The following is a 15546-nucleotide window of genomic DNA, read 5'->3' as shown; positions in this document are numbered from 1 at the left end:
TCGGGAATATTTAAAGATCAATTTTTGTAATGAAAATATTTTATGGAGTACTATTTCTAGAAACATAATATTCTTCGAGTAGTAGAGGGATTCGAGTATTAGAGAGGATCCTCTCGAAAAAATTTGTAAAACTATTTAAAATAAACCACTTTTTTACTCCCTCTTACGAATAGATAGGTGGAGGTAAAAAATGTATAACAAAGTAATTTTAATTGGACGTTTGACAGCAACACCTGAAATAGTTAAGACTGCTAGCGACAGGTCTTTTACACGTGTCACAGTTGCGGTTAATCGTCGCTATAAGACGCAAAATGGTGAGCGTGAGGCTGACTTTATCACAGTAGTGGTTTGGGGCCGTTTAGCTGAGACCTTGGCATCTTATGCTAGCAAGGGAAGTTTAATTTCTCTTGATGGTGAGATTCGCACTCGTAAGTATGATAAGGATGGTCAAACTCATTACGTTACTGAAGTGCTTTGTTCCTCTTTCCAACTTCTGGAGAGTCGTGCTCAGCGTGCTGTTAGGGAAAATAATCCTGACAATGACTTGGCTGATCTGATTTTAGAAGAAGAACTTCCCTTTTAGTTTATCCTTTGTACTAGCTATTTAAGTCTTCTATCTTTGAAGCAATCACTCCAAAAAAATCATTATCTTGTTCCATACCTTGTTTTAAAGAATTGTTGGAGACGAAATATTAAACACTCGTTAGACTAATAAATAGTAAAATTAGATAAGTCTTAGGATGATAGGTGTTTAAAAGTATAGATAGAGTAGAGAAATTTATTCGAAAAACCTTTAAATGCAGTTATAACATGTTTTTGCTGTTTGGTGGATTAGCCAAAATAGTAGACACAATTAACAATTCTCTTTTTTAAATTAAATGATAGAGGTTTCGTGATAAACTATAGTAGGCATTACTTGTTTGGAAGGAAAGTGTGAAGTATCACAACTATAACACTATCCTTGTAATTGTTTGAGACAGTTGCATTTTTGTTTATTGTTGTGAGGCCATAGGCTGATTCAAAGATTTCACAGACAATTGACTATGACACACTCTGACTGACATATAAATTAGGATGTTAAGCGGTCGTTGACTTTTCGTCTAGCCTTGGGGGAACAACATTAGTGTGATTCCTAAGACTCACCAAACTAATGTGTTTGAAGCTAGGATGATTCGTCTTAGCTTTTTTTGTGCCTTTTGGAAAGGGAATGTTTTTCTTATGCTATAATAGAGGGACTAAGCGAGACGGTATCTCGTTAATCTTGGAACAGGAGTAAGACAAATGCTTGACTATAGCCAAGAAGAGAAAGAGTTCTTTATGTCTGAGGCTCTTAAGGAGGCCCAAAAATCTCTAGATAAAGCAGAAATTCCAATTGGTTGTGTTATTGTTAAGGATAGAGAAATCGTTGGTCGTGGGCATAATGCGCGTGAGGAGCTTAACCAAGCTATTATGCATGCGGAGGTCATGGCCATTCAGGAGGCCAATAGGACAGTGGGCAACTGGCGTTTGTTAGACTGCACCCTTTTTGTGACTATTGAACCCTGTGTCATGTGTAGTGGCGCCATTGGCCTAGCTCGTATTCCTAAAGTTATCTATGGAGCATGCAATCAAAAATTTGGTGGTGCAGGTAGCCTTTATGATATCCTAAGAGATGAGCGTCTCAATCATCGCGTAGAAGTAGAGACTGGTGTCATGGAGGAAGAGTGTGCTAAGATTATGCAAGACTTTTTCCGCCAGAGCCGTGAACGCAAAAAAGAAGCCAAACGATTGGCTAAATTAGAAGTTGTGCAAGATATGTAAAGACAAAATGCAAGCCAAAAGAGCTTGCATTTTTCAATGGGATATTAGAGGGAGTCTTGTTTTATTGAAGGCTCTTTAAGTCACTCTTCCCTAGTCTTATGTTTTTCTTGTTCTCTTGTCAAAAGAAAAATAGGCATGAAGAGGATAAGTGTACCAAAAGCGGATTTCAAATTAGTGTCAATAATTGGTGTTCCTAATCGTACATGAAAGATAAGGTTGATTAGGAGTATGAGAAATAGGCTACTGATAATTCCAGCTAAAGCGATTTTTACGAGTAAATAGTTGTTCATTTTAGGTGATTGATTAGCAGTAGTATCATTTGTTTGATTTTTTGTAAACTTCATAAGTTATCATCCTCAAAATCTTTGAGATGTCAGTTGAAGTTAAGTTCTTTTATTAGTGTGCGTGATTGTAGAAAGATTTACCCGCAGCATAGCTTAGATCATAAGTCAGTTTTGAGCCAACAATTCCTACTGAAATAGCAACCCAAGGAACAGTACCACCTGATACGATTTCGAGTTCTTGAGTAGTCATTTTCTTACGGTTGTTGTTTTAGTCATTGTTCTTATTGTCCTTTCTTCTTATCGAGCAGTATCCATGTAGCCGTTGTAGGAACCAATACATATAAGTGTTCCAATAGGTCCTGAAGCAAGACAGAGACCTCCAACTCCAACGGCAAGATTTGTTTTCCATCCGCCTCCTGTTACTGAGGCTAGCTCAGCTGCCTTCATTTCTTTGTTAATCATTGTCATTCTCCTCTTTTTATTCTTGATTAGTTTTAAAATCTTTTAGCCCCCTAACCACGTGCTAAGAGATACCCTAAGTATGACTTCTCCTTTCAATAAAGTCAGTTATATCACTGGCTTTTGGTACTTTCCTCAAGCTATGGATTTATTATAAGGTGAAGAGAAATAAAAAGTAGTGACATTTATGCCACTATGGCATTGCTAGTCTTGTCTTAAGTTCCCTACTTGCAATCACTTTAATTTATGGTATAATATTTTTCGGAGCAACATCTGTGCGTGAAGCGGGTCAGGGGAGGAATCCAGCAGCCCTAAGCGATTTCAGGTGTGTGCTCTTTTTTTGTGTTAAGGAGGATTTATGGCCAAATTTAGTGTTTTTAAAGATCAAGAGAGTCTTTTTGCTTGTCCTATCTGTCAGGCGCCAATGCATTTGGATTTGTCTAGCTTGGTTTGTCAGAATAGGCATACCTTTAATATTGCCAAGCAGGGCTTTGTCAATTTTTTGAGACAGACTAAGGGAGATAAGCACTATGATATGGCTTCTTTTGAAAAGAGGAGCCAGATTTTAGCAGCAGGCTATTATGATCCTATCCTGGAGGTGATTTCAGAGCGCTTGCGTGATCTTCCTAAACATTCGCATGTTCTAGATGTTGCCTGTGGTGAGGGCTACTATAGCCGTCAGTTGGCTCAAGAGTTTGACAAGGATTTCATGGCCTTTGACTTGTCTAAGGATTCTATCCTTCTTGCGGCACGTCAAAATCCTCAGAAAAATGTAGCTTGGTTTGTTGGTGATTTGGCTCAATTGCCCTTACGTGAACACGGTATCGATGTCATTTTAGATATCTTTTCACCAGCTAATTATCAAGAATTTGGAAGACTTTTGTCTGATCAGGGCTTGATTTTTAAGGTTATTCCTCACGAAGATCATCTTAAAGAGTTTCGCCAACTGTTACCGGAGGTGCAAGCTTATTCTAACCAGGATGTTTTGGAACATTTCCAGGAGTCCTGTGAGCTTTTGGAGCGTGTGACGGTTACTAAGACTTGGTCTATGCCATCAGAGCATGTTCAAACATTTGCTGAGATGACACCTCTTTTCTTCCATGCCAATAAGGATACTTTGGACTTGACTTCAGTGACGCAATTAACTGTTTCAGGAGAACTGCTGATTGGCCGTATTAGAGATGATAAGCAATCCTAACAGTCGTTGGGATTTTTTGATGGGAAAATATCTCAGTTAGCTTGTTTGGTCTTCCTAAAAGGTGTATGATGAGAGCAATAAGTAAGAAAGTTTCAGTAATGGGTAAAAAGCGATGAAAAATAGAGTCTATAAGAACTACATTTTTGATTTTTATGGTACTTTGGTTGATATCCTAACCGATGAGAAGGATCCTGTGTTATGGGATAAACTAGGCCAACTATATCAAGCTTATGGAGCGGCTTATGAGGGCTAGACTCTTAAAAAGGCTTATGTTAAGCGCGTGGATCAGGCCCGTAAGGAGTTAATAGAGCTCAAAGGAGTTGCTTATCCAGAAATTGATTTAGCTCACATTTTTAACCAGCTTTATGTAGATGCTCGGCCTCAGTCTAGTAACTCTAATCAGCTGGACGATTGGGGAAATTTGATAGCCATGGTCTTTCGCGTCCTATCTCGAAAATATTTGACAGCTTATCCTCATACTAAGGAGGTTCTAGCCTTTCTAAAAGAGCAGGACTGTCGTCTCTATCTCTTGTCTAATGCTCAAGCAGCCTTTACTAATGCTGAGATTGACTTAATGGCGTTAAGACCTTACTTTGATGCCATTTACTTGTCTTCGGATGCCGGTATCTGTAAGCCTCAACCTGAATTTTTAAAGCAAGTTTTGGATGATCATCGGTTAAAGCCATCTGAGACTGTCATGGTGGGAAATGACTTGACGACTGATATTGCTGTGGCTGAAGCAGTTGGGATCGATGGTATCTTGCTCAATACCTTCCCGTATTCTCGTCGAGAACTGGAGAATTCCCCAATCAAGCCAGACCGAGTGATTACTGATATAGAATCTCTAAAGCCAGAATTTACATAAAAATACACTCTATTTGGCAAAAGCAAAGACAATTATCAGAATTTTTGGTATAATAATTCCTAACTTTATGTGAATGGAGAATCTCATGACTGCACAAAAAATGTCTGCACAAGAAATTATCGCTTTTATCGGTAATGCAGAAAAGAAAACAAATGTTAAAGTAACTTTTGAAGGGGAATTGGCAACTGCTGTTCCAACTTCTGTCACTAAGCTTGGCAATGTTCTTTTCGGTGACTGGAAAGATATCGAGCCGCTTCTTGCCAACTTGACGGAAAATAAGGACTACGTTGTGGAACAAGATGGCCGTAACTCAGCTGTTCCATTGCTTGATAAGCGTCACCTTAATGCCCGTATCGAGCCAGGTGCCATTATCCGTGATCAAGTAACGATTGAAGACAATGCTGTCGTTATGATGGGTGCTGTAATCAATATCGGGGCGGAAATCGGTGCAGGTACTATGATTGATATGGGTGCTATCCTTGGTGGTCGTGCTACTGTTGGTAAAAACAGCCACATTGGTGCGGGTGCAGTCCTTGCTGGCGTGATTGAACCAGCTTCAGCAGAGCCAGTACGTATCGGTGATAATGTTCTTGTTGGTGCTAATGCTGTTGTGATTGAAGGTGTTCAAGTAGGTAACGGTTCAGTCGTTGCCGCTGGCGCTATCGTTACTCAAGATGTCCCTGAAAATGTGGTTGTAGCAGGTGTTCCGGCTCGCATCATCAAGGAAATTGATGAAAAAACACAACAAAAAACAGCACTCGAAGACGCTTTGCGTAACTTGTAACATATTGATAGTAGAGGCCTGTAAGGCCTCTATTTCTAGATTCTCTATAAAATAAGACAAATAAAAAGGATAAAAACATGACACTTGATTTAATTAAAATCAGACGGGACCTTCACCAAATTCCTGAAATTGGTTTGGAAGAATTTAAAACTCAGGCTTATCTCTTAGAGCGTATTGCTGAAATGACTGAAGGTAAGGACTTTGTGGAGCAACGTACTTGGCGTACAGGGATTCTTGTCTATCTTCACGGGCATGCTCCTGAAAAAACTATTGGTTGGCGTACAGATATTGATGGTCTCCCAATCGTAGAGGAAACAGGTCTTGACTTCAAGTCTACTCATGAAGGTCGTATGCATGCTTGTGGACACGATATTCATATGACGACAGCGCTTGGTCTCTTGGATCAGATGCTTCAAGTACAACCTAAAAATAACATGCTCTTCCTCTTCCAGCCGGCCGAAGAAAATGAAGCGGGTGGTATGCTTATGTATGAGGATGGTGCCTTTGGAGACTGGTTGCCAGATGAGTTCTATGGCCTCCACGTTCGTCCAGATTTCAAGGTAGGTGATATTGCGACTAACACAAGCACCCTTTTTGCTGGGACTTGTGAAGTTCTCGTTACTTTCAAGGGGAAAGGTGGCCATGCGGCCTTTCCACATGAGGCCAATGATGCCCTTGTAGCAGCTTCTTACTTTATTACTCAGGTGCAAACGATTGTCAGTCGTAATGTTGACCCTATCCAGGGTGGGGTAGTTACCTTTGGTTCTTTCCATGCGGGAACTACTAACAATGTTATCGCTGAAACTGCAGAGGTTTATGGAACTATTCGTACCCTTACTCAGGAAATGAATCTCCTTATCCAGAAGCGCGTGCGCCAGATTGCAGAAGGCGTAGCAGCTAGCTTTGGTATGGAAGTGGATATCATGTTGAAACAAGGTGGTTATCTTCCTGTGGAAAATAATCCAGCCTTGGCCAAAGAGTTGATGAGCTTCTTTGATGCTAGCCCAGAGGTCAACCTGATTGATTGTCCACCAGCTATGACTGGAGAGGATTTTGGTTATTTGCTTAGTAAGGTTCCTGGTGTCATGTTCTGGTTGGGAATCGACACGCCATATGCACTTCACCATCCTAAGATGAGTCCAAACGAAGATGCCCTTGCTTTTGCAGTGGCTGAAATTGGAAAATTCCTTAAACACAAGGCAGAAGCCTAATCAGAGTCGATAAAGCTAAAAAATCTACCAAGTCTGACTTTTGGTAGCTTTTTTGATATGATAAACCTATGAAAAATGAACTTAGAAAAACAGTCTTGGCTCAGTTAACTTCACAAGATCCTGAGACTAAGGCTAAGATAGATAAATATCTTTTGGAGCAATTGATTGCCTTACCTGCTTATAAAGATGCCCAAGTGATTGCGACTTATTTGTCTTTTCCTCATGAATATGATACCAGTCTTTTAATCAAGCAGGCTTTAAAGGATGGTAAACGACTTTTGATTCCTAAAACATATAAACAAGGTCGAATGATTTTTGTGGATTATAATCCAGATAATCTTGTTGCTACCTCTTTTGGCTTGATGGAACCTGCGTCTGATTTGGCTGTGGAAAAATCAGAGATTGATTTGATTCATGTGCCAGGAGTAGTTTTCAATGCTGAAGGCTATCGCATTGGTTACGGAGCAGGTTACTATGATCGCTATTTGTCTGATTTTGAAGGGGAGACAGTTAGTACGGTTTATCCTTGCCAGAAACATGATTTTCAACCAGACAGCTATGATATTCCTGTTAAGGAGGTCGTCACATGCCAGTAAATGAGTGGAAAAAATACCCAGCAACCTATCTATTGTTGGGGCTTACGACGTTGACTTTTATCTGTCAATATCTTTTAAATAGCTTTCAAGCGACTTCGCCTTTGAGCCTCTTTAAGATGGGAGCTATGTATGGTGCTTTTGTTCAGTACAGCCCACTGAACCTTTGGCGTCTTGTAACACCAATTTTTGTGCATATAGGTGTTGAGCATTTTCTATTTAATATGCTTGCCCTTTACTTTATGGGGAAAATGGCTGAGCAGATTTTTGGGACTCTACGTTTTCTAGGGCTCTATTTGTTGGCTGGTGTTATGGGAAATGCCTTTACCTTACTTTTTACGCCTAATGTTATTGCAGCTGGTGCCTCGACATCCTTGTTTGGACTTTTTGCGGCTGTTGTGATTCTTGGCTACTATAGTCATAGTCCTTTGCTTAATCAGTTAGGTCGCAATTACTTGGCTTTGATTGTCATAAACTTAATCTTCAACCTATTTACACCTAGTGTTGGGATTACAGGTCATCTCGGTGGTTTAGTTGGGGGTGCTCTGGCAGCTATCTTTTTGGCCAACAAGGTTGAAAGTCGCCTTTTTAGCAAGGGGTGGCGTTCCACTGCCCTTTTAACTTACGTTACACTCTTGCTAATTGTTCTAGGCTTTACTTATCTTTAAATTAAATGAAAAATCCATCGAATGTCATGTTCGATGGATTTTATATTAGTCTTTTTTAGCTGGTTTGCCTTCAAGTTTGTGTCCCAAGTCAATGAGGTATTGCTTGAGGTCATCTTTAACTTGAGGATGTTTAAGAGCGTAATCGATAGACGTTTTCATGAATCCGAATTTGTCACCGACATCATAACGGTCTCCAGTAAATTCGCGAGCAAAGACGCGTTGTGTCTTGTTAAGTGTATCGATAGCATCAGTCAATTGGACTTCATTTCCAGCACCTGGTTCTTGAGTTTCCAAAATACCGAAAATTTCAGGTGTTAGAAGGTAACGACCGATGATAGCAAGATCACTTGGTGCATCCTCTGGATTTGGTTTTTCAACGAAAGTTTCAACGCTATAACGTCCATTTTCGCCTTTTCCTTGAGGGGCGATGACACCATAAGAAGAAACTTCTTCGTGAGGTACAGGCATAACTGCAATGGTTGATGCGTGTGTTTCCTCATAGTCGTTAATGAGCTGCTTAGTCAAAGGTACTGCTTTGTCGTTAGTGATATCCATAAGGTCATCACCAAGCATAACAACAAATGGCTCATTTCCGACAAATGCTTTGGCTTGAAGAACAGCATCTCCGAGACCACGTGGATGGCTTTGACGAATAAAGTGGAGGTTGATAGCAGTGGTGTCATTAACCAATTTCAACAGGTCTGTCTTACCTTTTTGTTCCAAGTTGTATTCTAACTCGAAGTTTGAATCAAAGTGGTCTTCGATAGAACGTTTTGACTTACCAGTAACCACCAAGATATCTTCGATACCTGATTTGAGGGCTTCTTCAACGATAAATTGGATGGTTGGTTTGTCAACGATAGGCAACATTTCTTTGGCCAAGGCCTTAGTAGCTGGTAAAAAGCGTGTTCCGAGTCCTGCAGCGGGGATGATAGCTTTTCTAACTTTTTGATTTTTCATGAGAACTCCTTAGATTTTTATTTTTTATCCCATTCATTTTCAGAGCGCAATTCATTGGACATCATATTGAGAATAGATTCCTTGATATCAGCACCTTCATAGATAGATTTGTAGATTGCTGTTGTAATTGGCATGTAGACGCCAAGTTCTTGGGCGATTTCGTAGGCAACCTTTGTGGTTGAAATACCTTCGATAACCATTCCCATGTTACGTTCAATGTCTTCTAGCTTTTCTCCACGACCAAGCGCATCCCCAGCACGCCAGTTACGTGAATGGATAGAAGTTCCTGTAACAATAAGGTCCCCAACCCCAGATAGACCGCTGTAAGTCAAAGGATCAGCCCCAAGTTTCACACCAAGACGAGTAATTTCCGCAAGTCCACGAGTAATAACGGCTGCCTTAGCATTGTCCCCATAACCCATACCGTGGAGGGCACCAGCACCTACCGCGATAATGTTTTTAAGAGCACCAGCTGTTTCAACACCAATCACATCTGAATTGGTGTAGAGGCGGAAGTAGTTATTACTGAAAATGCCTTGGACATAGCGTGCCACTTCAAGATCCTTAGATGCTGCTGTAATCAAAGTGATGTCGCGAACGATAGTTTCTTCAGCGTGGCTTGGGCCAGATACGACAACAATTTCACTACGAAGTTCCTTAGGAATCTCTTCTTCAAGGATTGTTGAAAGACGTTCGTGTGTTCCAGGTTCCAATCCTTTTGAAGCATGCATGACAACAACCTTGTGGTCCAAAAGTTCGGCAACTTGTTTAGCAACTAAGCGAGTAACTTTGGTCGGAACAACAAAGAGAACAGCGTCAACACTATCAAGGGCTTCAGACAGTCCCTTATAGGCTTTAATGTTTTCATCCAAAACCACATCCTTGAAGTAGCGGGTGTTGGTGTGTTTCTCGTTAATTTCATCAATTTGTTCAGGGATGTTTCCCCAAATACGGACCTCGTGTCCGTTGTCGTTGAGTACCTGAGCAAGGGCAGTTCCCCATGAACCAGGGCCCAAGACAGCGATTTTTTGTTTTTTCATCATTAGGTCTCCCTTTAGGTCCTTTCTAACAAAGTAGAAAAAGACTATATTCTTTCTCATTATAACATAAGAAAAGCGTGTTTGTCTTGTAAGCTCTGTTAGGAAGGCTGATGGCCATTTATTTTTTCAGCCAATTTTGGGCAATGTAGCCTCCAATGAGGGCAGCCATGAGCGTTCCTCCAATCAGGATTAAGATATGACTGCTTGTAAAGGGAACCATAACTTGATTTACATAATCTTGAGTTTTCCCTTTGGCTAGGAGCTGTGCGATATAGGCTTTGGGTGCAAGCCACATGGTGATAATGGGTGCTAAGTTTCCTAGGGAAAAGATCATATAGGAGAGTAGATTTAGTTTATTATTCTCATAGTTCCCTTTCTTAGCTAGAAAATCAGCGACAAAGCCAGCTAAAAAGCTAGGAAGAAAGGCTAGAACAAAGTGCCCAGAGGCAAAGAAGAAGATGGACATAAAGATACCCAGACAGGTAATCGCTCCAAATTGTTTTGTCTTTCTGATAAGCCCCAAGTAGACCCAGCCTGCAAAGATAGCCGCTAAGGCAGGCGTATGATACATATTTTTGACTTTAAAAAAGATTAAATCAATGGCAACTGCAAGGGCTAGGCAAATAAAATAGAGTAGAATAGCTAGGCTGGTTTGTTTGATGAACGTTTTTTGACGCATGTGGTCTCCTAATCAATGTGAGGTGTTTTAGTTTTATTGAGCCAAGAGTATGCCAAACCAATGAAAATACCTCCGCCAATCCAGTTACCGAAGAAAACGACTATCCACTGACGTAGAATATTTGCCAAAGTGAAATTATCTACAGCGTCACGCACACCGTTGAAACCGAGCAACATGAAAGAAGCAAAGTTCGCAATCAAGTGTTCATTAATCAAAAAGACAAACATAAAGATAGCTGATAGCGCAATGAAAATTTTAGCAGATTCTTCTTTGAGGAGCATGTAGCCAAAGATGGCAATATTAACGAACATATTAGCTGTAATACCTTCTGTAAAGTTCATCCAATCTGTTTTTCCAAGCTTGGTTGAGACAGCAGTAACTAGGAAACTCTTGTCAGTCAAATGTTGGAAAGAGAAGGATTGGTTGAAGAACCAGGCCAAGATAAGGGCACCGACAAAATTAAAAAAGGTACAGTAGAGGAGGATGGTACATATCTTGCTCCATTTGATTTTACCATAATAGGCACCACTGGTCAGGAACATCATGTTTGAAGTAGCCAACTCCCCATTGAAAATGAGAACGAAGACCAATCCGATAGCAAAGATAAAGGCAAAGACGAAGCGGGAAAGGACTGGAATACCCGTAGCGATAACATCCGCGCCAATAATTCCTACGGCAGTTGACATGGTAAGATAAGCTCCTGCAAGCATAGAACGCAAGGCGTAGCGCCCCAGACTTTCGTCAAAGAGAGCTTCTTTTTTAGCGCAAGCAGCGAAAACTTTTTCTTGAAATTGAGACATAGGTTTACCTCTAAAATGTGTGGCTTGGAGCATGGCAAATGCGCAAGCTCGAGTGAAAATGAATCTAAGATGACCATGAAAAAAGTCAGGACAGTTGCCCCAACTTTTCCAAGTCTTAGTATGAGGATGCTCCAGATGTAGCATCTGCGGCTGGAGCTACATCGCCACCGTGACCACCAGCGTCTGACGCTCCGGATGTTGCGTCGCTACCGCCATGACTAGCTGCAGCCGGTGCAAAAGGACCGCTTCCTCCGACAAGGCGTTGACCAGTTGTTTCGAGATACCAGTCAAGCCATGGTTTAAAGTTAAAGACGATTTCATTGATTCCTGCATAAGAACCATCATCATAGTACATAGCCTGATAGTTATGCGTATTGATAACTCCTTCAGGTGACCCTGGAACAATCGTACGAACATATTCTTGGTTGCCGTTACGAAGGGTACCGATAACCCATTCCACATTCTTCATACGAGCTGGTGGAAGTGAACCGTGAACTGTTGATATACGGCTACCTGATTGAGGCGGTACACGTTTGGCGAACATAGTATCAGGATCTTGATGGGCGTTATTGTAGTAGAGGAACTGGTTGTTATCATCAGCATAGGTCAATTCAAATGGCATAGCCTTGAGGAACATGTCAATTTGATTAACCGTCAAAATACCGTGGTCCAATTTCACGTAGGTATCACCAGATACCGCACCAGTGATTTCAGCTACTTTTTCTACCCATTCAGGATCATCAGGGTCGACCTCAGTAACAGTTGTAGCGATTGGGTTGTTACAATCCAAGTCTTCGGGTTCGATTGGTTTTGGTTTTTTCAATTTAGAAACCACTCCTACATATTGGATGAAATTATCTAAGCATTGTTCAAGGAAGTTAATAGTACCTTCGTTAGTAATGTTCCCCTCAAGGTCAAAAGCTTCTTTAGCCTTTCCAAGCAAGAATTCATTACCTGGAAGTGTATAAGCATTAACACCAGGCGCTTCAAGGATTTTACGCAAATGCACTTGGGCACGTGAAGTCCCTTGATCGTAATAAGAAGCACCAACAATCATTACAGGCTTGTTTTCAAATGGGTGCACTTCGAATGAGAGCCACTCTAAAACTGATTTAAGTGCTGCAGAGATAGTGTGGTTGTGCTCAGGTGTAGCAATGATAACACCATCAGCGCGTGTAATTTTGTTATTAAGTAAGCGAAGTTGGAAACTTTCATCCCATTTTTCATCTTGATTAAACATAGGGACTTCATCAATTTCTAAAACTTCAAGTTCAAATTTAATTTTAAAATGTCTTCTGATAAATTCGAGCAGTTTACGGTTATATGATTGATCATAATTTGCTCCAACGAGTCCAACAAATTTCATAGTTTATATTCTCCTGTCTTATAGGCTTTCCCAGTCGAAGTCTTCAGCTTCTTTATGTAGCAACTCTGTAGCATGTGAGAGTTTACCAGTAATTTTGACGTAGAGACGGAAGTCATCGAAAATAGCATCTAATTTTTTGATGACATCAAGGTCAACTAAATCGCCGTTGCTATCAAAAGCTTGAAGGGAATGTGAGAGCAAGAATTCGTCTGGAAGCACATTAGCTTTGATTTCTGGAGCATTCAAAATTTGACGAAGTTGTAGCTGTGCACGAGAAGCTCCTAGGGTTCCATAAGATGCCCCTGTAATCATAACAGGCTTATTCAAAAGAGGGAAAACACCGTATGAGAGCCAGGCCAAAGCATTCATGAGAACAGCCGGAATTGAGTGGTCATACTCAGGTGTTCCAATGATAACACCATCAGCTTCATCGATTTTTTTAGCGATTTCTAGTGCACTTTCTGGCAATTGCTTATTGGCAGGTTTGTTAAAGACAGGAAGATCTTTGATTTCTACAAGTTCAATTTCTGCCTTATCTGCAAAATGCTTCTGAATATATTGCAATAATTGTCTATTAGTTGAACGTTTTGAATTCGTACCAACAAGTCCGATGAATTTCATGACAATTCTCCTTAAAAGTATTATATCTAGTATCATGTTAGCGTTTTCCTAGGCAAAAGTCAATCTTCGTTTGATGAGAATACGATTAGACTATTACTTTTGTCATCTTATTTCGAATAGATTATAATAGGATAGATTTAAGAAATATTCTTCTTAAGTTCAGTGTAGCTGATTTTACAAGAATTAGTTAACTGATGTATTGAAAGGAAAAATAATGACTAAAATTCGTGGATTTGAACTTGTATCAACCTATAACAATCAGGACTTACTTCCAAAGCGGGAGACTGCCCATGCGGCTGGCTATGATTTAAAGGTTGCGGAGAATACTGTAATTGCTCCTGGGGAAATTGTTCTCGTACCAACAGGTGTTAAGGCTTACATGCAACCTGGTGAGGTTCTCTATCTCTATGACCGTTCCTCTAACCCTCGTAAAAAAGGTCTGGTCTTAATCAACTCAGTTGGAGTTATTGATGGCGATTACTATGGAAATCCTGGGAATGAAGGTCACATCTTCGCCCAGATGAAAAATATTACTGATCAGCCCGTGACTCTTGAAGTTGGCGAACGCATGGTTCAGGCTGTCTTCGCACCTTTCTTAATCGCAGATGGGGACGAAGCAGATGGCGTTCGAACTGGTGGGTTCGGGTCAACTGGAAAATAGAAGAAATTTGCGGCCGGCTTGCTGGTTATATCTTCTCGTATCTTTGAGAAGCATAGGGCTTATTGCTTAACCAATCTGGATTTAAAAGAGTTTTTCTAGAGAAATGGTATTAAAAGCTAGAGCTTATAGGGGTAGATGGCAATGTCTGAGTTTATCATGAAAGGAAAGGATTAGAATCATAGCTAAGAAAAAATCAACTTTTGTTTGTAGAGAATGTGGCTACAATTCACCCAAATATCTAGGACGCTGTCCCAATTGTTCTTCTTGGTCCTCTTTTGAGGAAGAAGTTGAGGTGCAGGAGGTTAAAAATGCCCGTGTCAGTTTGACGGGTGAAAAGTCCAAACCTACTAAGTTAAAAGAAGTCTCTTCAATTAATTACGCCCGCATAAAAACTGATATGGACGAGTTTAACCGTGTTTTAGGTGGCGGTGTGGTTCCGGGGAGTTTGGTTCTTATTGGAGGAGATCCAGGGATAGGGAAATCGACCCTCCTCTTACAGGTGTCAACACAGCTGGCTAACAAGGGAACGGTCCTCTATGTTTCTGGGGAAGAATCAGCCGAGCAAATTAAATTGCGGAGTGAACGTTTAGGTGATATTGATAACGAATTTTATCTGTATGCTGAGACTAATATGCAAGCAGTACGTAGCCAAGTCGAGGCTATCAAACCTGATTTCCTTATTATCGACTCAATTCAGACCATCATGATCCCAGAGATTTCTGGCGTTCAAGGATCTGTTTCCCAGGTTCGTGAAGTAACTGCCGAACTCATGCAGATTGCCAAAACCAATAACATTGCCACTTTTATTGTTGGGCATGTGACCAAGGAGGGACAGCTGGCTGGACCACGTATGTTGGAGCACATGGTGGATACGGTGCTCTATTTTGAGGGGGAACGTCATCATACCTTCCGTATTCTGCGGGCAGTTAAAAACCGTTTTGGTTCAACCAATGAAATTGGGATTTTTGAAATGCAGTCAGGTGGTCTGGTCGAGGTACTAAACCCTAGCCAAGTTTTCTTAGAAGAACGCCTAGACGGTGCCACAGGTTCTGCTATTGTTGTCACAATGGAGGGGAGTCGACCTATCCTAGCTGAGGTTCAAGCTTTGGTGACACCGACCGTCTTTGGTAATGCAAAGCGGACAACGACGGGACTGGACTTTAACCGTGTCAGCCTTATCATGGCTGTCTTAGAGAAACGTTGCGGCCTTCTTCTCCAAAATCAAGATGCCTATCTCAAATCAGCTGGTGGTGTCAAGTTGGACGAGCCAGCTATTGACCTTGCAGTTGCCGTTGCTATCTCCTCTAGTTACAAGGAGCTTCCAACCAATCCACAAGAAGCCTTTATAGGAGAAATTGGCTTGACCGGAGAGATTCGTCGTGTGACTCGTATTGAGCAGCGTATCAATGAAGCCGCTAAACTAGGTTTTACTAAGATTTATGCTCCTAAAAATTCGCTTCATGGCATGAAGATTCCAGAAGGTATCCAGGTCATTGGGGTCACGACGGTAGGAGAAGTACTCAAAAAAGTTTTTTCTTAAGATAACAAAAAATCCGC

General features: G+C 40.9%; 18 protein-coding genes, 1 other RNA gene and 1 pseudogene. 11 read left to right on the top strand and 9 right to left on the bottom strand.

Annotated elements, in window-relative coordinates; genetic code table 11:
* Positions 1-190 precede the first annotated feature (190 nt).
* Together EL076_RS09045 and tadA are read left to right on the top strand one after the other, a co-directional pair.
* Positions 191-583, top strand: a complete 393-nt coding sequence (locus tag EL076_RS09045; RefSeq protein ID WP_003092010.1) for a single-stranded DNA-binding protein — start codon at positions 191-193, stop codon at positions 581-583.
* A gap of 698 nt (positions 584-1281) precedes the next feature.
* Positions 1282-1800: a tRNA adenosine(34) deaminase TadA gene (gene tadA, locus EL076_RS09040; RefSeq protein WP_003091914.1), complete on the top strand. Its 519-nt coding sequence runs from the start codon at positions 1282-1284 to the stop codon at positions 1798-1800.
* Between the two features lie 80 nt (positions 1801-1880).
* On the opposite strand, the gene EL076_RS09035 is transcribed toward tadA, so the two are convergent.
* Genes EL076_RS09035 through EL076_RS09025 form a run of 3 tightly spaced genes read right to left on the bottom strand, consistent with a single transcriptional unit; the run spans position 1881 to position 2546 of the window.
* A complete protein-coding gene (locus tag EL076_RS09035; protein WP_003091993.1) occupies positions 1881-2144 on the bottom strand; it encodes a hypothetical protein in 264 nt (87 codons plus the stop codon).
* 52 nt (positions 2145-2196) lie between these two features.
* Positions 2197-2334: a class IIb bacteriocin, lactobin A/cerein 7B family gene (locus EL076_RS09030; RefSeq protein WP_003092077.1), complete on the bottom strand. Its 138-nt coding sequence runs from the start codon at positions 2332-2334 to the stop codon at positions 2197-2199.
* 47 nt (positions 2335-2381) lie between these two features.
* Positions 2382-2546, bottom strand: a complete 165-nt coding sequence (locus EL076_RS09025) for a class IIb bacteriocin, lactobin A/cerein 7B family (RefSeq protein WP_003091944.1) — start codon at positions 2544-2546, stop codon at positions 2382-2384.
* Between the two features lie 255 nt (positions 2547-2801).
* On the opposite strand from EL076_RS09025, the gene ffs reads away from it, so the two are divergent.
* The 7 genes and pseudogenes from ffs to EL076_RS08990 all read left to right on the top strand — a co-directional run bounded on the left by ffs (position 2802) and on the right by EL076_RS08990 (position 7862).
* An RNA gene (gene ffs, locus EL076_RS09020) (signal recognition particle sRNA small type) lies at positions 2802-2887 on the top strand.
* Between the two features lie 14 nt (positions 2888-2901).
* Positions 2902-3741, top strand: coding sequence for a methyltransferase domain-containing protein (locus tag EL076_RS09015; RefSeq protein WP_126430073.1), 840 nt, complete (start codon positions 2902-2904; stop codon positions 3739-3741).
* Positions 3742-3853: 112 nt separating this feature from the next.
* Positions 3854-4606 (top strand): annotated as a pseudogene (locus tag EL076_RS09010) (HAD family hydrolase).
* Positions 4607-4691: 85 nt separating this feature from the next.
* The gene (dapD, locus tag EL076_RS09005; protein ID WP_037621250.1) at positions 4692-5390 is read left to right on the top strand and encodes a 2,3,4,5-tetrahydropyridine-2,6-dicarboxylate N-acetyltransferase; all 699 of its coding nucleotides are present in this window, start codon (positions 4692-4694) and stop codon (positions 5388-5390) included.
* 77 nt (positions 5391-5467) lie between these two features.
* Positions 5468-6601: an N-acetyldiaminopimelate deacetylase gene (locus EL076_RS09000; protein ID WP_126430071.1), complete on the top strand. Its 1134-nt coding sequence runs from the start codon at positions 5468-5470 to the stop codon at positions 6599-6601.
* 68 nt (positions 6602-6669) lie between these two features.
* Entirely contained in the window at positions 6670-7197 is a 528-nt protein-coding gene (locus EL076_RS08995) for a 5-formyltetrahydrofolate cyclo-ligase (RefSeq protein WP_126430069.1), read from the top strand.
* Positions 7188-7862, top strand: a complete 675-nt coding sequence (locus EL076_RS08990; RefSeq protein ID WP_126430067.1) for a rhomboid family intramembrane serine protease — start codon at positions 7188-7190, stop codon at positions 7860-7862. Before EL076_RS08995 ends, EL076_RS08990 begins: the two co-directional genes overlap by 10 nt.
* Before the next feature lie 45 nt (positions 7863-7907).
* Here EL076_RS08990 and galU read toward each other — a convergent pair whose 3' ends face one another.
* The 6 genes from galU to EL076_RS08960 all read right to left on the bottom strand — a co-directional run bounded on the left by galU (position 7908) and on the right by EL076_RS08960 (position 13328).
* Positions 7908-8822 (bottom strand): UTP--glucose-1-phosphate uridylyltransferase GalU, encoded by a 915-nt coding sequence (gene galU / locus EL076_RS08985; RefSeq protein WP_126430065.1) that lies wholly within the window; start codon positions 8820-8822, stop codon positions 7908-7910.
* Between the two features lie 17 nt (positions 8823-8839).
* Complete coding sequence (locus tag EL076_RS08980) at positions 8840-9862, bottom strand: NAD(P)H-dependent glycerol-3-phosphate dehydrogenase (RefSeq protein WP_126430159.1); 1023 nt, start codon at positions 9860-9862, stop codon at positions 8840-8842.
* A 118-nt stretch (positions 9863-9980) separates the two neighbouring features.
* The gene (locus tag EL076_RS08975) at positions 9981-10541 is read right to left on the bottom strand and encodes an MptD family putative ECF transporter S component (RefSeq protein WP_126430063.1); all 561 of its coding nucleotides are present in this window, start codon (positions 10539-10541) and stop codon (positions 9981-9983) included.
* Positions 10542-10549: 8 nt separating this feature from the next.
* Positions 10550-11341 carry a formate/nitrite transporter family protein gene (locus EL076_RS08970; RefSeq protein ID WP_126430061.1) on the bottom strand — a complete coding sequence of 264 codons (792 nt, stop codon included), beginning with the start codon at positions 11339-11341 and terminating at the stop codon, positions 10550-10552.
* A 115-nt stretch (positions 11342-11456) separates the two neighbouring features.
* On the bottom strand, positions 11457-12707 hold the full coding sequence (locus tag EL076_RS08965) for an NAD(P)H-dependent oxidoreductase (RefSeq protein ID WP_126430059.1): 1251 nt from the start codon (positions 12705-12707) through the stop codon (positions 11457-11459).
* Between the two features lie 18 nt (positions 12708-12725).
* Positions 12726-13328, bottom strand: a complete 603-nt coding sequence (locus EL076_RS08960; RefSeq protein WP_003092087.1) for an NADPH-dependent FMN reductase — start codon at positions 13326-13328, stop codon at positions 12726-12728.
* Positions 13329-13542: 214 nt separating this feature from the next.
* Between EL076_RS08960 and EL076_RS08955 the strand changes: the two genes are divergently transcribed.
* Positions 13543-13989 carry a dUTP diphosphatase gene (locus EL076_RS08955; protein WP_064520016.1) on the top strand — a complete coding sequence of 149 codons (447 nt, stop codon included), beginning with the start codon at positions 13543-13545 and terminating at the stop codon, positions 13987-13989.
* Between the two features lie 178 nt (positions 13990-14167).
* Positions 14168-15529, top strand: coding sequence for a DNA repair protein RadA (gene radA, locus EL076_RS08950; RefSeq protein ID WP_126430057.1), 1362 nt, complete (start codon positions 14168-14170; stop codon positions 15527-15529).
* Positions 15530-15546: the final 17 nt, after the last annotated feature.

The organism is Streptococcus vestibularis (assembly GCF_900636445.1).
GTDB lineage: Bacteria > Bacillota > Bacilli > Lactobacillales > Streptococcaceae > Streptococcus > Streptococcus vestibularis.
Note: the sequence above shows the minus strand (reverse complement) of the source record. Positions and strands in the feature narration are given on the sequence as shown.